This is a genomic window from Salmonella sp. SG203 (assembly GCF_013350575.1).
GTDB lineage: Bacteria > Pseudomonadota > Gammaproteobacteria > Enterobacterales > Enterobacteriaceae > Salmonella > Salmonella enterica.
Window position 1 is genome coordinate 81785 of sequence record NZ_SNMT01000005.1, and the last position, 23606, is coordinate 105390.

The window sequence follows — 23606 nt, forward strand, 5'->3', positions numbered from 1 at the left end:
CGTTCTTACACTTTATATATGGTTTAAATAATTACGGAGTTGCCCTATATTAGCCCAACGCACTTATTTGGTTACAGGTCGTTAACTTCCATGAAAGACATAGATACACTCATCAGCAACAATGCACTATGGTCAAAAATGCTGGTGGAAGAGGACCCCGGATTTTTTGAGAAACTGGCGCAAGCGCAAAAACCGCGCTTTCTATGGATTGGATGTTCCGACAGCCGCGTTCCCGCAGAGCGTTTAACCGGGCTTGAACCGGGCGAATTGTTTGTTCACCGTAATGTGGCTAACCTGGTTATTCACACCGATCTGAACTGTCTCTCCGTGGTTCAGTATGCGGTAGATGTTCTGGAAGTTGAGCATATTATCATTTGCGGCCACTCCGGTTGCGGCGGTATCAAGGCTGCGGTAGAAAACCCTGAGCTGGGCTTGATTAATAACTGGCTGCTGCATATCCGCGACATCTGGCTTAAACATAGCTCGCTGTTGGGAAAAATGCCCGAAGAGCAACGTCTGGACGCGCTCTATGAATTGAACGTCATGGAGCAGGTCTATAACCTGGGGCATTCCACCATTATGCAGTCAGCGTGGAAACGCGGGCAGAATGTGACCATTCACGGCTGGGCGTACAGTATCAATGATGGCCTGCTGCGCGATCTTGACGTCACCGCCACCAACAGAGAAACGCTGGAGAACGGCTATCATAAGGGTATTTCCGCCCTAAGTCTGAAATACATTCCCCACCAATAAGCCATTAGCTATAGGCCGGATAAGTCGCTTTAGCGACGCCATCCGGCATTTCTGCGCTTACTCGTCCAGCAGCACCACTTTACCAACATACGGTAGATGGCGATAACGCTGAGCGTAGTCGATACCGTAACCGACTACAAATTCGTCCGGAATCGAAAAGCCAACGAACTCAACCGGCACGTCCACTTCGCGGCGAGAAGGTTTATCCAGCAGCGTACAAATCGCCAGCGATTTCGGCTCGCGCAGGCCCAGGATTTCACGGACCTTCGACAGCGTATTACCGGAATCAATAATGTCTTCGACAATCAGCACGTCTTTACCACGAATATCCTCATCCAGATCTTTGAGGATTTTCACGTCGCGGGTGGTGGACATGCCGCTACCATAACTGGAGGCGGTCATAAAATCGACTTCATGAGGAACCTGAACTTCACGGCACAGGTCCGCCATAAACATAAATGAGCCACGCAACAGACCTACCAGCACCATTTCACTGCCGCTGTCTTTATAACGTTCGGTAATCTGACGACCCAGCTCGGCAATACGTGCTTTGATCTCCGCTTCGGGGATCATGACTTCAACAGTATGTTTCATATTTATAACCATATGATTTAAAAACAAATCACTCAATGCCGGTGACTAATAACGCCGCATTGACGCGCAAGGCACGCAGTATAACAGCAAACGTATTCATTCGCGGCATTTGATAAGAAAGCTCATTTTGTGATGACGATCACACATGTTAATTCCTATACTTAATTGCTACTAAAAAATTAACAATTTGGGATGGTGTCTTTTTATGGCAGAAAATAACGCACGATCGCCACGATTACTCGTGACGCTGACGGCCCTCTTTGCAGCACTTTGTGGGCTGTATCTTCTTATCGGAGGTGTCTGGCTGGTTGCTATTGGCGGTTCCTGGTACTACCCCATCGCGGGCCTCGTGATGCTGGTTGTGGCCGGATTGCTATGGCGCAGTAAACGTGCCGCGCTGTGGCTGTATGCCGCCCTGCTGCTGGCGACAATGATTTGGGGCGTGTGGGAAGTCGGGTTCGACTTCTGGGCGCTCACGCCGCGTAGCGATATCCTGGTGTTTTTCGGCATCTGGCTAATATTACCGTTTGTCTGGCATCGGCTGGTGGTTCCTTCCAGTGGCGCAGTGGCGGCGCTGGTCGTGGCGCTGCTGATTAGCGGCGGCATTCTGACCTGGGCCGGCTTCAACGACCCGCAGGAGATCAACGGTACGCTTCGCGCCGACGCCACGCCCACCGCAACAAGTTCGTCGATCGCCGACGAAGACTGGCCGGCCTATGGACGTAATCAGGAAGGCCAACGCTATTCGCCGCTGAAACAGATCACTGCGGATAACGTTCACCAACTGAAAGAAGCGTGGGTCTTCCGCACCGGCGATCTGAAACAACCCAACGATCCGGGTGAAATCACCAACGAAGTAACCCCGATTAAAGTCGGCGATACGCTTTATCTGTGTACAGCTCACCAGCGTCTGTTCGCGCTGGACGCCGCCAGCGGTAAAGAGAAGTGGCATTTTGATCCTCAGTTGAAGACCGATTCGTCTTTCCAGCATGTGACCTGCCGCGGCGTCTCTTATCATGAGGCCAAAACGGATACCGCCTCGCCGGAGGTCATCGCCGACTGTCCGCGCCGCATTATCCTTCCGGTCAACGACGGTCGCCTTTTCGCGGTGAATGCCGAAACCGGCAAGCTGTGTGAAACCTTCGCCAACAAAGGCGTTCTGAATCTGCAAACCAATATGCCGGACACCACGCCGGGACTGTATGAACCGACGTCGCCGCCGATTATCACCGATAAAACGATTGTCATTGCCGGTTCGGTCACGGATAACTTCTCTACCCGCGAAACGTCCGGCGTTATCCGTGGTTTTGATGTTAATAGCGGTAAACTACTGTGGGCCTTCGATCCTGGGGCGAAAGATCCGAACGCGATTCCAGCCGATGAGCACGCTTTTACCTTTAACTCGCCGAACTCCTGGGCGCCTGCCGCCTATGATGCGAAACTGGATCTGGTCTATCTGCCGATGGGCGTGACCACGCCGGATATCTGGGGCGGTAACCGCACGCCGGAGCAGGAACGTTATGCCAGCTCCATCCTGGCGCTGAATGCCACCACCGGGAAACTGGCCTGGAGTTATCAGACCGTCCATCACGATCTGTGGGATATGGACCTGCCGGCACAGCCGACGCTGGCGGATATTACCGTTGACGGTACTACCGTTCCGGTTATCTATGCGCCAGCGAAAACCGGTAATATCTTTGTGCTGGACAGACGTAATGGCGAGCTGGTCGTGCCCGCTCCGGAAAAACCGGTCCCGCAGGGCGCGGCAAAAGGCGATTATGTCGCCAAAACTCAGCCGTTCTCTGATTTAACCTTCCGCCCGAAAAAAGATCTCTCCGGCGCGGATATGTGGGGCGCGACCATGTTCGACCAACTGGTGTGCCGCGTTATGTTCCACCAGTTGCGCTATGAAGGTATCTTCACCCCGCCATCCGAGCAGGGGACATTGGTCTTCCCTGGCAACCTGGGGATGTTTGAATGGGGCGGTATTTCCGTCGATCCAGACCGTCAGGTCGCTATCGCTAACCCGATGGCGCTGCCGTTTGTCTCGAAGCTGATCCCACGCGGCCCGGGTAATCCAATGGAACCGCCGAAAGACGCGAAAGGTACCGGTACAGAAGCGGGTATTCAGCCGCAGTACGGCGTACCGTTCGGCGTCACGCTGAATCCGTTCCTTTCGCCGTTTGGTTTGCCGTGTAAACAACCGGCCTGGGGCTACATTTCCGCGTTGGATCTGAAGACCAATGAAATCGTGTGGAAGAAACGTATAGGGACGCCGCGCGACAGTATGCCGTTCCCGATGCCGGTTCCGGTGCCGTTCAACATGGGGATGCCCATGCTCGGCGGGCCAATCTCAACCGCCGGTAACGTGCTGTTCATTGCCGCGACCGCCGACAACTACCTGCGCGCTTATAACATGAGCAACGGGGAAAAACTGTGGCAGGGACGTTTACCCGCCGGAGGCCAGGCAACGCCGATGACCTATGAGGTAAACGGTAAGCAGTACGTGGTCGTTTCTGCCGGAGGCCACGGTTCGTTTGGTACGAAGATGGGCGACTATATCGTGGCCTATGCTTTGCCTGACGACGCGAAATAACCATTAATGCCCGGCGTATGCCGGGCATTGTGCCGGGTAGCGGTTTCGCCTTACCCGGCCTGCGTCACAGACATCGATTAGACCGTAAATCCTAACATCATTCCCGTATCTTCATGTTCTAACAGATGACAGTGCGCCATATAGGCATGTTCCTTCGGCGCGTCGTGATCGAACTTGACCAGCACTTCGCTGATACCGCCCTCAACGCGTACCGTATCCTTCCAGCCCGTTCTGTGCGCCGCTGGCGCTTTGCCATTCTCTGACAAAATACGGAACTGCGTGCCGTGAATATGGAAAGGATGCAGCATCATGTCACCCACGCCGGAAATCACCCAACGTTCATGTCGGCCTTTTTGCGCCGCGAACATCGGTTTGTTCATATCGAAGACCTGGCCGTTGATAAAGTTAGCGTTATGGAAGTCGAATTTTCCGCCGTGATTCATATTGCCCATCGCGCCATGATTCATCCCACTGTGATCCATGTTGCCATGATCCATCTCGCCATGCCCCATATTGCCGCCCTGCATATGCGCGTTCATGCTGTCATGATCCATGCCGCTCATCGCCTGAGCGCCATATTTCTTCATCAGCATTTGCATCCCCATCATATCAAGGCGCGGGTCCATCGACAGTTTCAGGTTGCGCACCGTCAGCCCTTCCAGCGACGGCAGCGCCGGCATCGTCGTCAACGTATCCGGCAGCGTACCGGAGGCGGTAATCCGCAACGGCTGGATACGCATCACCGGATGCGGTTTATCAAACGGAGCGATCGCCATTCCCATCTGGCTGACCGGCAGGGTCACCAGATCAAAGGCTTTCCCGTCACTGATATCCACCAGCACTTCAAAACGCTCACCCATTAATAACGGCAGTTCGGTGACTTTCACCGGCTCCGCCAGCAGGCCGCCGTCGCTGGCGATCACATAAAGCGGGCGATTATCGCTGGCGGCGATATTCAGCGAACGCGCATTACAGCCATTTAGCAAGCGCAGACGTAGCCAGCCTTTCGGCGCGGAATGCTGCGGATAGATAGCGCCATTGGTCAGCAGCGTATCGCCAAACCAGCCGACGGCGGCGGTCATAATATCCAGTTGATAATCAATCTGGCCATCGGCGGAGAAGCGTTTGTCCTGAATGATTACCGGCACATCGTCGATGCCCCACTGTTTCGGCAGGCGCAATTTGCGAATCTCGTCATCTTCAATCAGCACCAGTCCGGCAAGGCCCATCGCCACCTGGCGCCCGGTTTTGCCGTGTTTGTGCGGATGAATCCAGCAGGTCGCGGCGCGTTGCTGCGGCGTAAACGTCACCGTGCGGGTTCCGCCTGCGGGAATAATCCCCTGCGGACCGCCGTCGACGATGCCTGGAATCTCCAGACCATGCCAGTGAAGCGTCGTGTCTTCGGCCAGTTGGTTATGGATATCAACGGTCACGCTTTTTCCTTTGTGAAGCTGTACCGCTGGCCCCAGCAAATTACCGTTGTAGCCCCAGGTTGTCGCGTTCTTACCGGCGAATGTCGACTGTCCGGCTTTAACAATTAACTGCATACGGTTGCTCGCATCTGCCGTTAACAGGTCAGGAATAGGCAACGCGGGACGTTCGGCGGCAAAAGCGGCGCGGCTCCACAGCGGCAGCGCTGATGCAACCCCCAGCGCCACTGAATATTTTAAGAAATCACGGCGTAACATAATCATTTCCTTATAATGAACAGGCGGGTGTCTAAGCTTAGACCCTGCCCTAACGGGAAGGTCAAGCCAGCAACACGTCTTTACCGTTCCTGACAGCAATACAACAAGAATGAAAACGCCGCGACCAATCCTGATAATAAAAGTCGTCGCTACGTTCTCAGTATGCTAACGTTGACTTTCCCTGATGCCGTGGTAGAAGCAATGAAGACGTTTTTCAGACCCGTGTTGTTTGGCAGCCTGATGGCCTTATGCGCAAATAGCTATGCGCTTACTGAATCCGAAGCTGAAGATATGGCCGATTTAACGGCGGTTTTCGTTTTTCTGAAAAATGACTGTGGTTACCAAAATTTACCCAACAGTCAGATTCGCCGTGCGCTGGTCTTTTTTGCCCAGCAAAATCAGTGGGACCTGAGTAACTACGACACCTTCGATATGAAATCGTTGGGCGAAGACAGCTACCGCGATCTTAGCGGCATCGGTATTCCGGTCGCTAAAAAATGCAAAGCTCTGGCCCGCGATTCTCTGAGCCTGTTAGCCTACGTTAAATAATCCTCCGCGATCCTATTGCTGAAATAATGACCGTGCATCCACGGTCATTGTTAGCTATGATGTTGCGCCCTTTTTTTACGGGTGTTAACAATGGAGGTATCAGCCAATGGCCGAAAATACGATGTGGCATGAAACGCTACACGACCAGTTTGGTCAGTACTTTGCCGTAGACAACGTTCTGTATCATGAAAAAACCGATCACCAGGATTTAATCATCTTTGAAAACGCCGCTTTTGGCCGCGTGATGGCGCTGGACGGCGTGGTACAGACCACCGAACGCGACGAATTTATTTATCATGAAATGATGACCCACGTCCCGCTGCTGGCGCACGGTCATGCGAAACACGTTCTGATTATCGGCGGCGGCGACGGCGCAATGCTACGTGAAGTCACCCGGCATAAAAACGTCGAAACCATCACCATGGTAGAGATAGACGCTGGCGTAGTCTCGTTTTGCCGCCAGTATTTACCCAACCACAATGCCGGCAGCTACGACGATCCGCGCTTTACGCTAGTGATCGACGACGGCGTGAATTTCGTCAATCAGCCCCATCAGACCTTTGATGTGATCATTTCCGACTGTACCGATCCGATAGGCCCCGGCGAAAGCCTGTTTACCTCCGCCTTTTATGAAGGCTGTAAGCGTTGCCTGAATCCGGGCGGCATTTTTGTCGCCCAGAACGGCGTGTGCTTCCTGCAACAGGATGAAGCGCTCGACAGCCACCGCAAGCTGAGTCATTACTTCAGCGATGTCGGCTTCTACCAGGCGGCGATTCCGACCTATTACGGCGGCATTATGACCTTCGCCTGGGCGACGGACAACGGCGCTCTTCGTCACCTGTCGAGCGAAATTATTCAGGCGCGTTTTCATGCCGCCGGCCTTAAATGTCGCTATTACAACCCGGCTATTCATGCCGCTGCATTTGCGCTACCGCAATATCTACATGACGCACTGTCCGCACAGTGACGTTAAGGAGGTGATAAAAATTGAAAAAGCTGAAACTGCATGGCTTTAACAATCTGACGAAAAGCCTGAGTTTTTGTATTTACGATATCTGCTACGCCAAAACCGCAGAAGAGCGCGATGGCTATATCGCCTATATCGATGAACTCTATAACGCCAACCGACTGACCGAGATCCTGTCGGAGACCTGCTCCATTATCGGCGCGAACATCCTGAACATCGCCCGTCAGGATTATGAACCCCAGGGCGCCAGCGTCACGATTCTGGTGAGCGAAGAGCCAGTCGACCCGAAACTTATCGATCAAACCGAACATCCCGGCCCGCTGCCGGAAACCGTGGTGGCGCACCTCGATAAGAGCCATATCTGTGTGCATACCTATCCGGAAAGCCATCCGGAAGGCGGGCTATGCACCTTTCGCGCCGACATCGAAGTGTCAACCTGCGGGGTGATTTCACCGCTAAAAGCGCTCAATTACCTGATCCACCAGCTAGAGTCCGATATTGTCACCATCGATTACCGCGTGCGCGGCTTTACGCGCGACGTCAACGGTATGAAGCACTTTATCGATCATGAGATTAATTCTATTCAGAATTTTATGTCGGAAGATATGAAGTCGCTGTATGACATGGTGGATGTAAACGTGTATCAGGAAAATATTTTCCATACCAAGATGCTGCTTAAAGAGTTCGATCTTAAGCACTACATGTTTCACACCAAACCGGAAGATCTCACTGAAACCGAACGCCAGGAGATCACCGCCGCGCTGTGGAAAGAGATGCGCGAGATTTACTACGGCCGCAATATTTCTGCGGTCTGATTCACCACTGGCAGCGCCTGACGGCGCTGTCACTCCGGCTGCACCAGCGTTAGCGCAAAAGCGCGCCCTTTCAGTTCAACCTGCGCTGACGGCGGCAGATTGACGTCGGTAATCACGTCATTAAAGCGCTCAAGCGGCACCACATTAAAGAGCGAATGCGCGCCATACTTACTGCTGTCCGCCAGCAACACTTTGCGCTGCGCATTAGCAATAATCTCCTGTTTAAGCCCGGCTTTATCTTCCGTTGGGGTCGTCACGCCCGTTTTTACCCCCCATGAATTACAGCTCATAAACGCGATGTTCGGGTAAACGCTGCGCAACAGCTTGCGCCCATGCTCACCGATACAGGACTGACTGCTGTCATCGATACGACCGCCGACAATCGTCACTTCAATTTGCCGGAACTCAGCTAAAAACAGCGCAATATGCAGATCGACGGTGATGACCCGCAGCGGAAGATGGGTTAAGCATTTCGCCAGCTCCATCATTGTCGTACCGGCATCCAGCACGACGGCATCGCCAGCATTGACCAGCGATGCGGCAACGCGTGCGATCGCCCGTTTTTCAGCGGGCGATCGCAGTTGTTTTTCATTGGTGGTGGGCTGGGCGGGTTCAAAACGCCGCAGCGCCACGCCGCCATGACTACGGCTGATCACGCCCTGCTCATCCAGCTTGATCAAATCGCGACGGATAGTGGCTGGCGATGCGTCAACCGCCTCAACCAGCTGTTCTACCGTAACCAGCGTATGGTTTTTCAGATACGCCACAATGAGATCCAGACGGTGTTGTCCTTTCATAACAGGGAATTATGCCAGTTGCATTGCCAGTTTGATCGATACGGCCATGCTCTCAGATTTTGCTTTTCCCGTCCAGGCGATATCAAATGCGGTGCCATGATCGGCAGAGGTCCGAATAAACGGCAGCCCCGCGGTGATATTCACGCCATCATAAAAGCCAAGCAATTTCAACGGGATATGCCCCTGGTCATGATACATCGCCACCACCATATCATACTGCCCCTCATAAGCCTGGAGAAATACAGTATCCGGCGGGCACGGCCCATAAACGTCCATACCTTTTGCGCGGGCATCGGTAATGGCTGGCGTCAGGATACGCGTCTCTTCATCGCCAAACAGGCCATTCTCGCCCGCATGAGGATTCACGCCTGCCACGGCGATACGCGGTTTAACGTAACCCACACGCTTGAGGAAAGTATCAGCAATACCAATCACCGTTTCGACACGCGTGGTACTTAACGTATCAAGGAATTTACGCAGCGCGATATGCGTTGAAACGTGAATCACTTTTAGTTTATCGGTGTAAAGTACCATCGCGTAATCGCGGCTATGGGTCAGGGTCGCGAGCAGCTCGGTATGGCCCGGATAGTTGTGCCCCGCCAGGTGCAGCGCCTCTTTATTCAGCGGCGCGGTAGCGATAGCCTGTACGTCGCCCCGTAACGCTAACTCGGTGGCGCGCTTCACGCAGCGATACGCTAAATCCCCCGCCTGCGCCTGAACTTTCCCGGCCTCCAGCGCCTCCGGCTGCGCCAGCGGCTCATCAATCACATGAATGATGCCGGGCGCAAAACGCGCTTCGGCGACCCGTTCAATGGCCCGTAACTCGACGTTCGGCGTGATGCCCTTCGCCTGTAAACGTTTCAACGTTGCGAGGCATCCAATAACCACCAGCGGCGCGCCGTTGAGACCGTCTTCGCTTAGCGCTTTAACAATAATTTCCGGCCCAATGCCCGCTGGATCGCCCATGGTAATGGCAACGGTTTTAGTCTCCACAATACATCTCCTCAATATAATAAAGCGCGTCACACAACGTACTGTCTGAACCGAATCCGCCCGCTTTGGTAATGACCGGCAGATCGTCAATTTCGCTGTTTACAAACGTTCCACAGGGAATACAGGGCGCCACCTCGCTCTGAATGCGATAACCTTCAGCGCCAAGCGCGCCGGCGACGGCGGTAGCGATATCGCCGCCGGTCAGAAACAGCCCGCCAATCCGCGCCTGCTCGATAATGTTTAACGTGACGACGCCAAGCCGCTGGCTCAGTCGCTCGCCCAATTGCTGACGGCTCATCGCGGATTTTTCGCACAACGCGTCGATTAACTGTCGATCTTCTGCGCGACGGCTGGTGCGTAAAATCGTATGTCGATGCTGACTTAACAGCGCGCAGGCCTGCTCTACGACAGACGCGATTTCCTGTTCCGCGCTATCCGACACCATGCGCGCGGCATCGATATCCACGACCTCCGCACGTCCCCGGCACAGCGCATTATCCACCTGACGTCGCGTGGCTTCGCTCATCGAACCGGCCACCACCAGCACCGGCAGCCGCTGCCGGTCTTGCATAAAAAGTTCAACCGGCAACGCATTCGCCAGACCCGCTGCGCCGACGAGCAGCGGCATCGACGGTTGTTCACACGCCGCTTGCGCAATCAACGTCAGGTCCCGCTCTTCCACCGCATCCACGACGATAATCCCTTCGCCCTCAGCCGCATAAGCCGTAAGTAAGGCGCTTAACCCGCCGCGTCGGACATCCTGCAAAAAGACTTCATACACAGGGATCTCACTTTGCAACGCCACTATCTCGGCAATACGGGAAGAGACAATGGGCGTTTTCGGATCGCTGGCAAATTCGGTTTCCAGTAGCGGGACGCCATTAACCAGACATTTTCCTTCAAGCGTCGTGCGTCCGGCCGCAGGGATCGCGGCGGCGATAACGGCCAGTTTTCGCTGACTGGCGCGCATGGCCGCCGTCACTTCGGCGCCGATATTGCCGCGAAATGTGGAGTCGATTTTTTTGTACACCAGCGGCGCTGGCGATGTCTCACACCACGGGGAAAGCGCGGCATAAACGGCAGATGCCGCCTGATCTGCGGGCATCGCCCGGCTTTCGGTGTTAATGACTAACACATCGGCGCGGCGGGACGGTTTTTGCGACGCGCTCAACATAACTTCCGTTCTCGCCCCCTTCTTCGCCAACTGGACGCCGGTATCATTCGATCCGGTAAAATCATCGGCGATAACCATCATTTTCATGCGTTTTTCTCCAAAGAAGCCTGACGCGCCTGTTTTTTCGCAACCCAGGAGGTCAACACTGGCGTCAGGATTGCCGTGGTGATCACCGAGGCGGCAATCAGCGGAGCGGCAGCAGCGGCCACCTCGGCGAGCGAAGGGTCGGCCTGCGCAATAGCCAGCGGCGTCGCAACGGCATTACCCGCGGTGCTGGAGGCCGCCGCCCCGGCAATGCCAGTTCCGCCAACCAGACGATCTGCGCGAATATTAAAAAAACCGCCAACGAACGTTGTCAGCACGCCGAGCAGAATTCCGGCAAGTCCGCCTTGCAGTAACATTTCCAGGTTGATGCCCGCCCCCAGCGCAAAAGCAAAGAAAGGAATGAGCAGCGGGCCGCCTTTGGTCAAAAAATCGCGCATATGAGGATCAAGATTGCCGAGGATCATGCCGACAACCAGCGGAACCAGCACCGCCACCAGCGCCATAATGGGAATGTTCGCCATCCCTGCCGCGCCCAGCGCAATCATCGTAAAGAAAGGGCCATCATTAAGAGACAAAATAGAGATAGCGCCGACGTCGCGCTCATTGCCGAATTCGCCTACCAGCGCAGCATAAAGTCCGCCATTCGAATTGCTCATCGCCGCGATAATCGCCACGCCGCTCAGGCCAAAAATACCCTCCGCGCCGAAAAGATGCTCCACGCCCAGGCCAATGCCGATGGCGACAAGCAACTTGGTGAGCGTAATCGTCCCGCCCTGCAATAACGCCTGGGGCGCAGCTTTCACACTGATACCGGCTCCCATACACAGCAGAAAAGCGCCAATTAGCGGCGCCGCGCCGTTTTTAAATAAGGCGGTGGTAAAACCGCCGATCTCAAGCGCCTGCGGGGCGAAGGTGTTAATGACTGCGCCAATAACGAGCGGTACGACCATCATGCCGCCGGGTACGCGCTCTATTGCTTTTTTGATGTTCATGGTCTTACCGCCTGTTGCCTGTTGTGATTGAATAAAATCATAACGATTATATTCAATCAAATTAAGATCACAAACGCGCCAGATCACAGTTTTAAAATGATTAATAAAAATCAAAAAATCATTCTGCAATAAAAAAGCCGGGATACTCCCGGCTGGAATGTGTGGTGATTTCGTTTCCACTACCGCCCCCAACTGTCCGTCGACAGGCGTTGCGGGGCAATAACGAAGAGAGTGTCAGGCTTTACTGACGAATTCCCGATACGCGGCGACGACCCGCAGAAAATCCTCCATGCCGCACAGGGAGAAACTCTCTTCATCGTAATAACTCATCCCCTCTTCCATCTCATCGCCGGAAAAATCCAGCTGATTGGCGCGAATCATCACCTCTTCGCCGTCCATCCAGATCGTGTACTCATGCCCTGCTCGTTGCCAGGAACGTTCGCTGCCTTTGACCGTACGCGCGGCTTGTTCTACTTCATCCAGTAGCGAGAGGTTGTCTTTAACCTCTTCATTAAACCAGTGACCGACCACCTCGTGGCCCATCGACATTCGTACTTTTACCCCTCCGGTAACGTCGCGCAGAAATTCGTAATCCATAATTGTTTTCCTCTGCCCTGGCAATGCGCCAATACCGCATTGCGCCTTAAGGTAATTATCGCAGCACGGTGAAAGAAAAACAGCGGGGCGCACAAAAGATAAAATAAAAATGCCAAAACAGTTTATTATTCATACAGAAAGTCACTCTAGCGCTTCAATATATCTACACGCGCTCCGACAAAGTGCTACGTGCCGCACCGTGGGGTATTAAGTCTCCACGATTCACACACTCGCCGTTAGCGAAGCGCGATCTGGAAGAGTATTTATTTAATGAATGTGCTTTTCATATGCAGCCGAAATCAATGGCGCAGCCCCACGGCGGAGCAGGTGTTCCGCCGCTATCCTGGCCTTAGCGTCCGTTCCGCCGGCACCAGCCGCAACGCCAAAAAAAGCGTGTCGTGCGGGTTACTTCAGTGGGCTGACGTTATCTGCGTTATGGAGCAGAAACATAAAGACCGGTTGATGGCTGAATATCGTCGTATTATTGAAAATAAGCCCCTGCACGTACTCGATATCCCCGACGATTATCGCTATATGGATCCTGAACTGGTCAGGCAACTGGAAGAGCTGGTGCCGGAAGTGCTGGGGATATAGGCGTTGCCGCAAGGAAATGTCCATCATCGATCACGATTACATTCACTTACTCTCCGTTAAGCGAAAACTCGACGACAAATTTCACATCAGGCAGCGCGCCGTTTAGATGACCTTTTATTATGCGCCGGAAGAGAGCAGTCATTAAAAATGGCTGCCCCTCATCCAGTTATAGCATTACCAGCCCGGTGTCCCTCTGGCGTTTTTTCAGAAATCATCAATACCCTGCCACGCCGATGCCTGCTAGTCTTTCAGACGCTTCCTTATCATCCGGGTCGTTGTCATGAAATTGTTGGCTACTTGATAAGCGCTTTTCAACTAAGCTCCAGCAATGGGCGATATCAGCAGAGAAGCCGTAGTGAGTTGTATTTTTTGTCAGACGGTTGAAGGAAAATTAAGGAGGGATACATTATGTCTGTATTTCGACGAATAATTTATCATAGCGGTTGGTTTATTCTGCTTGGGCCGTTAATAGGCGCAGCCACCGCGATAGGTGTCATAAACTATTCACCCGCCATTATTGGCGGACCAGACTCATTTTTGTTCTGTTTCTACAGAACAATACCAGCATTAGTTATTATTACCGGCTGGATATACAGTCTCCTCCCCGCATGGTTAACCGGTGTCGCCTGCGCGCTGATACCCCTGAAATTATATCAAAAAATAATTAACAGGATGATCCTTTGCGCCATTGCAGGCGGTCTGATCACGACGTTGTTTAATTTGGTGCGATATCGTTTTGACATAAGCATACTGCCATTAATATATGGTGAAGTATTGATTATGCTTATTCCAGCGATTGTAGCCGGGGCATTAATGGGCGGGGTAATTACGTATTTGCCGGGGCTACGGGAAGTGAAGCGTAATAATAAATAAGAAGCGCCATTCGGGCCCGGAAATCCGGGCCCGTCTCTATTACACCGCAGTCTGGAAAATCACGCCGTCCGCTTTCTCGGTGTACTGAGAAAGCTGATCAAAGTTCAGATAACGGTAGGTATCTACCGCTGTTTTATCCACCTGCGCCACATAGGTCTGATACTCTTCCGGCGTCGGCAGTTTGCCGATCAGCGCTGCCACCGCCGCCAGCTCCGCAGAAGCCAGGAAGACGTTCGCACCGGTACCTAAACGGTTCGGGAAGTTACGGGTGGAAGTGGAAACCACCGTCGCACCGTCAGCCACCCGCGCCTGGTTACCCATACACAGGGAACAGCCAGGGATCTCAATACGCGCACCGCTCTTCCCGAACACGCTGTAGTAGCCCTCTTCCGTGAGCTGCGCGGCGTCCATACGGGTTGGCGGCGCTACCCACAGGCGGGTTGGCAACTGGCCTTTGTGGCTATCCAGCAACTTACCGGCGGCACGGAAGTGGCCGATGTTGGTCATGCAGGAACCGATGAACACTTCGTCGATCTTCTCGCCCTGCACGTCAGACAGCAGACGCGCGTCGTCCGGATCGTTCGGCGCACAGAGGATTGGCTCTTTGATATCCGCCAGATCGATGTCGATCACCGCCGCGTATTCCGCGTCGGCATCGGCTTCCAGCAACTGCGGGTCCGCCAGCCATTTTTCCATGCCCTGGATACGACGTTCCAGCGTACGACGGTCGCCGTAGCCTTCCGCAATCATCCACTTCAGCAGGACGATGTTGGAGGTCAGGTATTCAACGATCGGCTCTTTGTTCAGCTTGATGGTACAACCCGCAGCAGAACGCTCGGCAGAAGCATCGGTCAGCTCAAACGCCTGCTCCACTTTCAGATCCGGCAGACCTTCGATTTCCAGGATGCGGCCAGAGAAGATGTTTTTCTTGCCTTTCTTCTCAACGGTCAGCAGGCCCTGTTTGATGGCGTACAGCGGAATGGCGTGGACCAGATCGCGCAGGGTGATGCCCGGCTGCATTTTGCCTTTAAAACGCACCAGCACGGATTCCGGCATATCCAGCGGCATCACGCCGGTCGCGGCGGCAAACGCCACCAGGCCTGAGCCCGCCGGGAAGGAGATACCGATCGGGAAACGGGTATGGGAGTCACCGCCGGTACCGACGGTATCCGGCAGCAGCATACGGTTCAGCCAGGAGTGAATCACGCCGTCGCCCGGACGCAGAGAGACACCGCCGCGGTTCATAATGAAGTCTGGCAGCGTGTGGTGCGTGGTGACGTCAACCGGCTTCGGATAGGCTGCGGTGTGACAGAACGACTGCATGACCAGATCGGCGGAGAATCCCAGACAGGCCAGGTCTTTCAGCTCGTCGCGGGTCATCGGGCCGGTAGTATCCTGAGAACCGACGGAGGTCATTTTCGGTTCGCAGTACGCGCCCGGACGGATACCTTTCACACCACAGGCGCGACCGACCATTTTCTGCGCCAGAGAGAAGCCACGGCTGCTTTCTGCCACGTCTTTTGCCTGACGGAATACATCAGAGTGCGGCAGACCCAGCGCTTCACGCGCTTTGGTGGTCAGGCCACGTCCGATAATCAGCGGAATACGACCACCGGCACGCACTTCGTCGATCAGCACGTCGGTTTTCAGTTCGAAGGTTGCCAGCAGTTCATCGGTTTCATGATTGCGCACTTCGCCTTTGTACGGGTAGACGTCAATCACATCGCCCATATTCAGGTTAGAAACGTCAACTTCGATTGGCAGTGCGCCCGCATCTTCCATAGTGTTAAAGAAGATAGGCGCAATTTTGCCACCGAGGCACAGACCGCCGCCGCGCTTGTTCGGCACGTTCGGGATGTCATCGCCCATGAACCACAGCACGGAGTTGGTCGCGGATTTACGGGAAGAACCGGTGCCCACCACGTCGCCCACGTAGGCCAGCGGGTAGCCTTTTTTCTGCAATGCTTCGATTTGTTTGATGGGGCCGACAACGCCTGGCTGATCCGGCTCAATGCCTTCACGGGCGTTTTTCAGCATCGCCTGCGCATGTAACGGGATATCCGGTCTCGACCACGCATCCGGCGCCGGAGAGAGATCGTCGGTATTCGTTTCGCCGGTCACTTTGAAAACGGTGACGGTGATTTTTTCCGCCAGCGGCGGACGGCTCAGGAACCATTCGGCGTCGGCCCAGGATTGCATCACCTGTTTGGCATATTCATTGCCCGCTTTGGCTTTCTCTTCTACGTCGTAGAAGTTATCGAACATCAGCAGGGTGTGGGACAGCGCTTTGGCCGCAATCGGCGCCAGTTTCACATCGTCCAGCGCATCAATCAGCGGATGAATGTTGTAACCACCCTGCATGGTGCCCAGCAGTTCAATGGCTTTTTCTGGGGAGACCAGCGGGGAGGTGGTGTCGCCTTTCGCGACAGCAGCGAGAAAACCGGCTTTAACATAAGCGGCTTCATCTACGCCAGGAGGAACGCGGTTGATCAACAGGTCTAACAGGAATTCTTCTTCGCCCACAGGCGGGGTCTTCAGCAGCTCGACAAGCGCAGCCATTTGGGTTGCGTCTAAAGGTTTCGGCACAATCCCCTGGGCAGCACGCTCAGCTACGTGCTTACGGTATTCTTCTAGCACGACGATATCTCCTCGCTCTCATTGTCATAATGCGGCGCTTTTGTTGATGGGCGATTCTCTTCACGCTCCTGTGAGACAGTAGTTAGTAGGGTAAATGCCCGGTACCGCATAAGGCACAATAACAGGATTTTCTTTAAGTGTTAATCTGTTTACAAAAAAGCAACATAAAAAAGTGGCTGAATCGTTAAGGATGGTCTAATGCTCTACTGAGACGGGAGCTGCAGCCATAAATGCTTACCTCATTTCGTGCTTTGATCGTCACGTAACGTTACCGATCCCAACATTAGCTAAAAATTAAACTATCGTCCCTTTATACTCACGCCAAACTGCACCCCGTCGGCGGCAGGCATAATGACCATAGCGATTCTCGGGAATCGGGAGAGATAAAATGACGTTGCCCTTTAAACCCCATCTCATTGCCCTTGTGTGCAGTGCCGGGTTATTTGCCGCTTCGGGCGTACTGTATGTTAAAAGCCGCGCTCCCGAAGCGCCCGCGCAGGCGGCAGCTCCCGCCTCTGAGCCAACGCAGACCGCTGTGCCCGCGCCTGTCGCGAAAACGACCTTTACCACTGCGCAAATTGATCAATGGGTCGCGCCTGTCGCGCTTTATCCCGATGCCCTGCTTTCGCAGGTGCTCATGGCCTCCACCTACCCGGCGAACGTAGTTCAGGCCGTCCAGTGGTCGCGCGATAACCCTACGCTGCAGGGCGATGCCGCTATTCAGGCGGTGGCCAGCCAACCGTGGGACCCCAGCGTCAAATCGCTGGTCGCCTTTCCCCAGTTGATGGCGCTTATGGGCGAGAATCCGCAATGGGTGCAAAACCTGGGCGATGCGTTCTTAGCCCAGCCACAGGATGTGATGGATGCGGTGCAAAGGCTGCGTCTGCTCGCTCAACAAACCGGTTCGCTAAAATCCACGCCACAGCAAACCGTCACCAGCGTGCCGAAGTCCAGCGCTTCTACCGCCGTCACGACGACAACCACCACATCCGCCAGTACGCCAGCGACACCGTCGACCGTCATCAAAATTGAACCCGCGAATCCGCAGGTGGTGTACGTGCCGAACTATAACCCCGCGACGGTGTATGGTGCCTGGCCCAATACCGCTTATCCGCCGGTGTATTTACCGCCCCCTCCGGGGCAGCAGTTTGCCGATAGTTTTGTTAAAGGTTTTGGTTATAGTCTGGGCGTCGCCACCACCTATGCGTTGTTCAGCAGCATAGACTGGGATGACGACGATCATCACCACCATGACGACGACCATCATGATGATGATTACCATCATGGTGGTAACGGTTATCAACATAATGGCGATAATATCAACATCAATGTCAATAATTTCAACCGGATATCCGGGCAAAACCTGCCGGGCCAAACGATGGGCTGGCAGCATAATCCCGCCTGGCGCAATGGCGTCCCCTATCCGAATAATACCGTTGCGCAACGGTTCCATCCCACCAATGTTAGCGGCGGGTTAAGCGCAACGCAGCAAGCGCCAGTGTCTCGCGACAGTCAGCGCCAGGCGGCCATGGCGCAATTCCAACAGCGCAGCCATACATCACCCGCTAACCTGTCAGGCGAGACATCCCGCGATAGACAGCGCAAAGCGGCATCGCAGCAGTTAAATCAAATTGCCCAGCGTAATAATTACCGTGGCTATGACGGAACACAAAACAGCAGTCGTCGCGAGGCGGCGCAGCAGACACTGAATAAATCCACCACGCAGCAGCATCGTTCCGAGCTGAAGGCTAAAGCCCAGCAGCACCCTGTTTCACAACAGCAGAGAGACACCGCCCGCCAGCGTATTGAATCCTCTACGCCGCAACAGCGTCAGGCATTTCGCCAGAATATGCACGCCAATGTGTTTAGCGGGAACGACAGTCGATCGCCGTCATGGCAATCGCAACAGCTACGCGGCCTGGAAAGCCGTCGCGGCAGTCACTTAAACACCGAGCAACGCGCCGCCGCGCGGGAACATTTTTCTGAACATCATGAATTTCATCGCCGTTAACCGGAGCAGATAATGAAAAAGGTTATGTTAAGCGCTCTGTTACTGTCGTTACCCTTGCTGGGCTACGCGCAGGAACGGTTCCCCTCCCCGGAAGCGGCCGCCAGCGCCTTCGCCGCGGCGGTAGCCGGAAAAAACGAAACGCAGCTTACCGCGCTACTGGGCGATGACTGGCGGCAATTTCTGCCGCCGGAAGGTGCCGATCCCGAGGCCGTGGCCCGCTTCAATCGTGACTGGCGCGAAGGCCATCGCATTGTACAGAAAGACAATACGGCGCACCTGAATGTCGGACGAGAAGACTGGCAGCTCCCGGTGCCCATGGTGAAAGAGACTGGCGGCTGGCGCTTTGATATGGCGGCAGCCGGGAATGAGATCCTCACCCGTACTATTGGGCGAAATGAACTTTCTACCTTACAGGCCATGCATGCTTACGTTGATGCGCAGCAGGACTATTACTTGCAAAACCATCGCTGGGCGCACAGGATAATCAGTAGCGAAGGCCAAAAAGATGGCCTGTACTGGCCAACCAAAGCAGGCGACGTCCCCAGTCCGTTAGGCCCAAACTTTAGTCCCGCAGCGCCAGACGAGGGTTACCACGGCTACCATTTCCGTATTATCAGCGATAACGACGGTCACGGCGCGGCGCTTCTGGCCTGGCCGATGCATTACGGCGAAACCGGGGTGATGAGTTTTATGGTCAACCAGGACGATCGTATTTATCAGGCGGATTTAGGCAAGGAGACGGAGAGTAAAGTTCAGGCTATCACGCGTTTTGCGCCAGACGCGCAGTGGCAGGTCGCCGAATAACCCGTAAGCGCCTGGCGTTATCGCCAGGCCGTGATCATTAGCCCTGATGCGGCATTAATTCCGGGTGGCCTTGTACCGGCGGCTTGTTGCTGGTCAGCGCGGCTTCATCAGCCTGAATGCTGCCGGAATTAGCCGCCCATACGCCTTCATGCGTGTGGGTGATCTGCTGATGCTGCGCATTCAAATCCTCGCCCATTGCCGCAATATGCGTACTTTCCGTACCACCGCTGTTAGTCGCCCAGGGGATGACGGGATCGCTGGCAAATGCCATGCCGGAAACCAACGTCGCGGTTAGCGCTGCTGTTGTCAGAAAAAGTTTCATATATCAAACCTCATAATTAGCTCGCTATTATTTTATAGGGTTACTAATTTCAGGGTGATGACAAAGTAAGGAGAGGTATTTCTTATGAAACAATTAGTTGATCGAAAATGACAGACAAAGGCACTACCGACGGCATACGCTTTGAAAAACGTACTGCTGCGGAAAAGATAAATTTTGCGGTTTCGTTATCCTTCGCCATCATTTGACACATCTGATTTGCCATGCATAAAAAAAGCGGCTGTAAAGCCGCTTTTCTGTATCGGGTGGCGCATTGCCACCTACAGAAGATTATTTCTTCTTCGCTTTCGGGTTCGGCAGGTCGGTAATACTACCTTCGAACACTTCAGCAGCCAGACCGACGGACTCGTGCAACGTCGGGTGCGCATGAATGGTCAGCGCGATGTCTTCCGCGTCACAGCCCATTTCGATCGCCAGACCGATTTCACCCAGCAGCTCGCCGCCGTTGGTGCCGACAATCGCCCCGCCGATCACGCGGTGAGATTCTTTGTCGAAAATCAGTTTGGTCATACCGTCTGCGCAGTCAGAAGCGATAGCACGGCCAGAAGCTGCCCACGGGAAGGTGGCGGTTTCATAGCTGATGCCTTTTTCTTTCGCTTCTTTCTCGGTCAGGCCAACCCATGCCACTTCTGGCTCGGTGTACGCGATAGACGGGATAACTTTCGGATCGAAGTAGTGTTTCTTCCCGGCGATAACTTCAGCGGCAACGTGGCCTTCGTGAACGCCTTTGTGCGCCAGCATCGGCTGACCGACGATATCGCCGATAGCGAAGATGTGCGGCACGTTGGTGCGCAGCTGTTTGTCCACGCGGATAAAGCCACGGTCGTCAACTTCCACGCCAGCTTTGCCCGCGTCGAGGTTTTTACCGTTCGGCACACGACCAATCGCCACCAGAACCGCATCATAACGCTGCGCTTCAGCCGGGGCTTTTTTGCCTTCCATCGAAACGTAGATACCGTCTTCTTTCGCTTCAACGGCAGTCACTTTGGTTTCCAGCATCAGGTTGAATTTCTTGCTGATGCGCTTGGTGAAGACTTTAACGATATCTTTATCAGCCGCCGGGATAACCTGGTCGAACATTTCAACCACGTCAATCTCTGAACCCAGCGCGTGGTATACGGTACCCATTTCCAGACCGATGATACCGCCGCCCATGACCAGCATACGCTTCGGCACTTCTTTCAGTTCCAGAGCGTCGGTAGAATCCCATACGCGCGGGTCTTCATGCGGAATAAACGGTAATTGGATCGGACGAGAACCTGCCGCGATGATCGCGTTGTCGAAGTTGATCACGGTTTTGCCGTTTTCGCCTTCAACTTCCAGGGTGTTCGCCCCGGTGAATTTACCCAGACCGTTGACCACTTTCACCTTACGGCCTTTGGCCATACCCGCCAGACCGCCGGTCAGCTGCGTGATCACTTTCTCTTTCCAGGTACGAATCTTGTCGATATCGGTTTTCGGCTCACCGAAGACGATACCGTGTTCAGCCAGCGCTTTGGCTTCTTCGATAACTTTTGCTACGTGCAGCAGCGCTTTAGAAGGGATACAGCCGACGTTCAGACAAACACCGCCAAGGGTGTTGTAGCGTTCTACAATTACGGTTTCCAGACCTAAATCAGCGCAACGGAAAGCGGCAGAATAGCCTGCCGGGCCCGCCCCAAGTACCACGACCTGAGTTTTGATTTCAGTACTCATCATGACCTCTTTATTTGTATCCGGCGGTCCGGGGTACTTGATCGCCCATCATCCACCGGGTCGTTCTATCCGCCCGTATCTTACAAAATTGTTAACAATTTTGAAACAACAAACGGATCACGAATTATCGCTTTCGCTAATAACCTCACAAACTCCATGAGATTATCAAAAAAAAGCCGGCCGTCTGGCCGGCTTTTTCATTACATCACCAGACGGCGAATGTCAGACAACATATTGTTGATAATGGTAATGAAACGCGCACCATCAGCACCATCGATCACACGGTGGTCGAAGGAAAGAGAGATAGGCATCATCAGACGCGGCACAAACTCTTTCCCATTCCACACCGGTTCCATCGCCGACTTAGAAACGCCGAGGATAGCCACTTCCGGCGCGTTAACAATCGGCGCGAAGTGGGTAGTTCCCAGACCGCCGATGCTGGAGATAGTGAAGCAACCACCCTGCATTTCGCCAGCGGTCAGCTTACCATCACGCGCTTTTTTGGAGATGGTGGTCAGTTCACGAGACAGCTCGGTCACGCTCTTCTTATTCACGTCTTTAAAGACCGGAACCACCAGGCCATTCGGGGTATCAACCGCCACGCCGATGTTGATGTATTTTTTCAGGGTCAGACGCTGACCGTCTTCGGACAGAGAGCTGTTGAAGCGCGGCATCTGTTCCAGAGCAGCGGCAACCGCTTTCATGATGAAGACCACTGGCGTGTATTTCACATCCAGTTTGCGCTTCTCAGCTTCGGCGTTCTGCTGTTTACGGAACGCTTCCAGATCGGTGATATCGGTTTTGTCGAAGTGCGTAACGTGCGGGATCATCACCCAGTTACGGCTCAGGTTCGCGCCAGAGATTTTCTGGATACGGCCCAGTTCCACTTCTTCAACTTCACCAAACTTGCTGAAGTCCACTTTCGGCCACGGCAGCATACCCGGGATACCACCGCCCGCAGCAGCCGGCGCAGCTTCCGCGCGTTTGATTGCGTCTTTCACGTAAGCCTGAACGTCTTCGCGCAGAATACGGCCTTTACGACCGGTGCCTTTCACTTTCGCCAGGTTTACGCCAAACTCGCGCGCCAGGCGGCGAATCAGCGGGGTAGCGTGAACGTAAGCGTCGTTTTCAGCGAACTCAGATTTGCCTTCCGCTTTGGCAGCCGGGGCAGCAGGCTTCTCAGCTTTCGCCGCCGGAGCCGGTGCCGCCGCTTCCTGTTTAGCCGGAGCGGCCGCAGGCGCTGCGCCTTCTACTTCGAAGACCATAATCAGAGAACCGGTTTTCACTTTATCGCCGGTGCTGATTTTGATTTCTTTCACGGTGCCCGCGAACGGCGCAGGAACTTCCATAGAGGCCTTGTCGCCTTCGACGGTGATCAGCGACTGTTCAGCGGCAACTTTATCGCCGACTTTGACCATCACTTCGGTGACTTCAACTTCGTCGCCGCCGATATCCGGTACGTTAACGTCTTTCACGCCCGTCGCTGCTGCTGGAGCAGCCGGAGCGGCTTCCGCTTTCGCTGGTGCTGCGGCAGGCGCTGCGCCCGCCACTTCGAAGACCATAATCAGTGAGCCGGTAGACACTTTATCACCGGTGTTCACTTTGATCTCTTTCACGGTGCCCGCGAACGGCGCCGGCACTTCCATAGAGGCCTTGTCGCCTTCGACGGTGATCAGCGACTGTTCAGCTTCAACGGTGTCGCCCACTTTCACCATCACTTCAGTCACTTCAACTTCGTCACTGCCGATATCCGGTACGTGAACGTCTTTCGCCGCTGCCGCAGCAGGTGCTGCTGCCGGAGCCGCTTCTTTCTTCTCTTCTGCCTTAGCAGGCGCAGCGTCGGCTGCACCTTCGGCGGAATCGAAAATCATGATAAGTGCACCGGTCTCGGTTTTGTCGCCGACAGAGACTTTGATCTCTTTCACGACGCCAGCCTGCGGAGACGGGACTTCCATAGAGGCTTTGTCGCCTTCTACGGTGATCAGCGACTGTTCAGCTTCAACTTTGTCGCCCACTTTGACCAGAATCTCGGTGATTTCAACTTCATCTGTCCCGATGTCCGGTACTTTGATTTCGATAGCCATTATTCTTT

Annotated in this window: 20 protein-coding genes; 9 read left to right on the forward strand and 11 right to left on the reverse strand. The window is 54.2% G+C overall.

From position 1 onward, the window contains the following. The first annotated feature begins 90 nt into the window (after window positions 1-90). Complete coding sequence (gene can / locus HV477_RS09795; RefSeq protein WP_000651591.1) at window positions 91-753, forward strand: carbonate dehydratase; 663 nt, start codon at window positions 91-93, stop codon at window positions 751-753. Between the two features lie 57 nt (window positions 754-810). Here can and hpt read toward each other — a convergent pair whose 3' ends face one another. Continuing rightward, window positions 811-1347, reverse strand: a complete 537-nt coding sequence (gene hpt / locus HV477_RS09800) for a hypoxanthine phosphoribosyltransferase (RefSeq protein ID WP_000683342.1) — start codon at window positions 1345-1347, stop codon at window positions 811-813. A gap of 205 nt (window positions 1348-1552) precedes the next feature. On the opposite strand from hpt, the gene HV477_RS09805 reads away from it, so the two are divergent. After that, window positions 1553-3943, forward strand: a complete 2391-nt coding sequence (locus tag HV477_RS09805; protein ID WP_079898671.1) for a glucose/quinate/shikimate family membrane-bound PQQ-dependent dehydrogenase — start codon at window positions 1553-1555, stop codon at window positions 3941-3943. A gap of 77 nt (window positions 3944-4020) precedes the next feature. Here HV477_RS09805 and cueO read toward each other — a convergent pair whose 3' ends face one another. After that, window positions 4021-5631 (reverse strand): multicopper oxidase CueO, encoded by a 1611-nt coding sequence (gene cueO / locus HV477_RS09810; protein WP_000946058.1) that lies wholly within the window; start codon window positions 5629-5631, stop codon window positions 4021-4023. Between the two features lie 201 nt (window positions 5632-5832). On the opposite strand from cueO, the gene HV477_RS09815 reads away from it, so the two are divergent. From HV477_RS09815 to speD, 3 genes are all read left to right on the forward strand, one after another. After that, window positions 5833-6180 carry a YacC family pilotin-like protein gene (locus HV477_RS09815; RefSeq protein ID WP_000846613.1) on the forward strand — a complete coding sequence of 116 codons (348 nt, stop codon included), beginning with the start codon at window positions 5833-5835 and terminating at the stop codon, window positions 6178-6180. A 106-nt stretch (window positions 6181-6286) separates the two neighbouring features. Further along, complete coding sequence (gene speE, locus HV477_RS09820) at window positions 6287-7147, forward strand: polyamine aminopropyltransferase (RefSeq protein WP_079898673.1); 861 nt, start codon at window positions 6287-6289, stop codon at window positions 7145-7147. Window positions 7148-7167: 20 nt separating this feature from the next. Next, window positions 7168-7962: an adenosylmethionine decarboxylase gene (speD, locus tag HV477_RS09825; RefSeq protein WP_000734293.1), complete on the forward strand. Its 795-nt coding sequence runs from the start codon at window positions 7168-7170 to the stop codon at window positions 7960-7962. 29 nt (window positions 7963-7991) lie between these two features. Here the strand turns inward: speD and HV477_RS09830 are convergent, their stop codons facing one another. From HV477_RS09830 to yacL, 5 genes are all read right to left on the reverse strand, one after another. After that, on the reverse strand, window positions 7992-8759 hold the full coding sequence (locus HV477_RS09830; protein ID WP_000678254.1) for a DeoR/GlpR family DNA-binding transcription regulator: 768 nt from the start codon (window positions 8757-8759) through the stop codon (window positions 7992-7994). A gap of 9 nt (window positions 8760-8768) precedes the next feature. Further along, window positions 8769-9752, reverse strand: a complete 984-nt coding sequence (locus HV477_RS09835; protein WP_000448749.1) for a D-threonate 4-phosphate dehydrogenase — start codon at window positions 9750-9752, stop codon at window positions 8769-8771. Beyond that, window positions 9742-11013 carry a D-threonate kinase gene (locus HV477_RS09840; protein ID WP_000783302.1) on the reverse strand — a complete coding sequence of 424 codons (1272 nt, stop codon included), beginning with the start codon at window positions 11011-11013 and terminating at the stop codon, window positions 9742-9744. The genes HV477_RS09835 and HV477_RS09840 overlap by 11 nt, the downstream gene beginning before the upstream one ends. Beyond that, window positions 11010-11963 carry a 2-keto-3-deoxygluconate permease 1 gene (locus HV477_RS09845; protein WP_001022089.1) on the reverse strand — a complete coding sequence of 318 codons (954 nt, stop codon included), beginning with the start codon at window positions 11961-11963 and terminating at the stop codon, window positions 11010-11012. Before HV477_RS09845 ends, HV477_RS09840 begins: the two co-directional genes overlap by 4 nt. Window positions 11964-12197: 234 nt before the next feature. Further along, window positions 12198-12560, reverse strand: a complete 363-nt coding sequence (gene yacL / locus HV477_RS09850; RefSeq protein ID WP_079898675.1) for a protein YacL — start codon at window positions 12558-12560, stop codon at window positions 12198-12200. A gap of 270 nt (window positions 12561-12830) precedes the next feature. Here yacL and HV477_RS09855 point away from each other — a divergent pair, with 270 nt between their 5' ends. Together HV477_RS09855 and HV477_RS09860 are read left to right on the forward strand one after the other, a co-directional pair. Beyond that, window positions 12831-13154: a low molecular weight protein tyrosine phosphatase family protein gene (locus HV477_RS09855; RefSeq protein WP_001101536.1), complete on the forward strand. Its 324-nt coding sequence runs from the start codon at window positions 12831-12833 to the stop codon at window positions 13152-13154. A 408-nt stretch (window positions 13155-13562) separates the two neighbouring features. Beyond that, a complete protein-coding gene (locus HV477_RS09860; RefSeq protein ID WP_000110443.1) occupies window positions 13563-14027 on the forward strand; it encodes a membrane protein in 465 nt (154 codons plus the stop codon). A 39-nt stretch (window positions 14028-14066) separates the two neighbouring features. Here the strand turns inward: HV477_RS09860 and acnB are convergent, their stop codons facing one another. Further along, the gene (gene acnB, locus HV477_RS09865; RefSeq protein WP_079898676.1) at window positions 14067-16664 is read right to left on the reverse strand and encodes a bifunctional aconitate hydratase 2/2-methylisocitrate dehydratase; all 2598 of its coding nucleotides are present in this window, start codon (window positions 16662-16664) and stop codon (window positions 14067-14069) included. 388 nt (window positions 16665-17052) lie between these two features. On the opposite strand from acnB, the gene HV477_RS09870 reads away from it, so the two are divergent. Beyond that, window positions 17053-18675, forward strand: coding sequence for a DUF3300 domain-containing protein (locus tag HV477_RS09870; RefSeq protein WP_017465628.1), 1623 nt, complete (start codon window positions 17053-17055; stop codon window positions 18673-18675). A 12-nt stretch (window positions 18676-18687) separates the two neighbouring features. After that, on the forward strand, window positions 18688-19479 hold the full coding sequence (locus HV477_RS09875; protein ID WP_000757452.1) for a DUF2950 family protein: 792 nt from the start codon (window positions 18688-18690) through the stop codon (window positions 19477-19479). Window positions 19480-19516: 37 nt separating this feature from the next. Here HV477_RS09875 and HV477_RS09880 read toward each other — a convergent pair whose 3' ends face one another. The 3 genes from HV477_RS09880 to aceF all read right to left on the reverse strand — a co-directional run bounded on the left by HV477_RS09880 (window position 19517) and on the right by aceF (window position 23598). Next, window positions 19517-19801: a hypothetical protein gene (locus HV477_RS09880; RefSeq protein ID WP_017465627.1), complete on the reverse strand. Its 285-nt coding sequence runs from the start codon at window positions 19799-19801 to the stop codon at window positions 19517-19519. 288 nt (window positions 19802-20089) lie between these two features. Then, window positions 20090-21514, reverse strand: a complete 1425-nt coding sequence (gene lpdA / locus HV477_RS09885) for a dihydrolipoyl dehydrogenase (protein WP_001519338.1) — start codon at window positions 21512-21514, stop codon at window positions 20090-20092. A 200-nt stretch (window positions 21515-21714) separates the two neighbouring features. After that, window positions 21715-23598, reverse strand: coding sequence for a pyruvate dehydrogenase complex dihydrolipoyllysine-residue acetyltransferase (gene aceF, locus HV477_RS09890; RefSeq protein ID WP_000963611.1), 1884 nt, complete (start codon window positions 23596-23598; stop codon window positions 21715-21717). Window positions 23599-23606: the final 8 nt, after the last annotated feature.

What these genes read in the sequence shown, in the direction of transcription:
- hpt (WP_000683342.1), bottom strand. Translation starts at nt 1,347, where the DNA reads ATGAAACATACTGTTGAAGTCATGATCCCCGAAGCGGAGATCAAAGCA.
- HV477_RS09830 (WP_000678254.1), bottom strand. Translation starts at nt 8,759, where the DNA reads ATGAAAGGACAACACCGTCTGGATCTCATTGTGGCGTATCTGAAAAAC.
- aceF (WP_000963611.1), bottom strand. Translation starts at nt 23,598, where the DNA reads ATGGCTATCGAAATCAAAGTACCGGACATCGGGACAGATGAAGTTGAA.
- yacL (WP_079898675.1), bottom strand. Translation starts at nt 12,560, where the DNA reads ATGGATTACGAATTTCTGCGCGACGTTACCGGAGGGGTAAAAGTACGA.
- HV477_RS09855 (WP_001101536.1), top strand. Translation starts at nt 12,831, where the DNA reads ATGAATGTGCTTTTCATATGCAGCCGAAATCAATGGCGCAGCCCCACG.
- HV477_RS09870 (WP_017465628.1), top strand. Translation starts at nt 17,053, where the DNA reads ATGACGTTGCCCTTTAAACCCCATCTCATTGCCCTTGTGTGCAGTGCC.
- lpdA (WP_001519338.1), bottom strand. Translation starts at nt 21,514, where the DNA reads ATGAGTACTGAAATCAAAACTCAGGTCGTGGTACTTGGGGCGGGCCCG.
- cueO (WP_000946058.1), bottom strand. Translation starts at nt 5,631, where the DNA reads ATGTTACGCCGTGATTTCTTAAAATATTCAGTGGCGCTGGGGGTTGCA.
- HV477_RS09815 (WP_000846613.1), top strand. Translation starts at nt 5,833, where the DNA reads ATGAAGACGTTTTTCAGACCCGTGTTGTTTGGCAGCCTGATGGCCTTA.
- HV477_RS09875 (WP_000757452.1), top strand. Translation starts at nt 18,688, where the DNA reads ATGAAAAAGGTTATGTTAAGCGCTCTGTTACTGTCGTTACCCTTGCTG.
- speE (WP_079898673.1), top strand. Translation starts at nt 6,287, where the DNA reads ATGGCCGAAAATACGATGTGGCATGAAACGCTACACGACCAGTTTGGT.
- HV477_RS09840 (WP_000783302.1), bottom strand. Translation starts at nt 11,013, where the DNA reads ATGAAAATGATGGTTATCGCCGATGATTTTACCGGATCGAATGATACC.
- HV477_RS09805 (WP_079898671.1), top strand. Translation starts at nt 1,553, where the DNA reads ATGGCAGAAAATAACGCACGATCGCCACGATTACTCGTGACGCTGACG.
- HV477_RS09880 (WP_017465627.1), bottom strand. Translation starts at nt 19,801, where the DNA reads ATGAAACTTTTTCTGACAACAGCAGCGCTAACCGCGACGTTGGTTTCC.
- HV477_RS09845 (WP_001022089.1), bottom strand. Translation starts at nt 11,963, where the DNA reads ATGAACATCAAAAAAGCAATAGAGCGCGTACCCGGCGGCATGATGGTC.
- can (WP_000651591.1), top strand. Translation starts at nt 91, where the DNA reads ATGAAAGACATAGATACACTCATCAGCAACAATGCACTATGGTCAAAA.
- HV477_RS09860 (WP_000110443.1), top strand. Translation starts at nt 13,563, where the DNA reads ATGTCTGTATTTCGACGAATAATTTATCATAGCGGTTGGTTTATTCTG.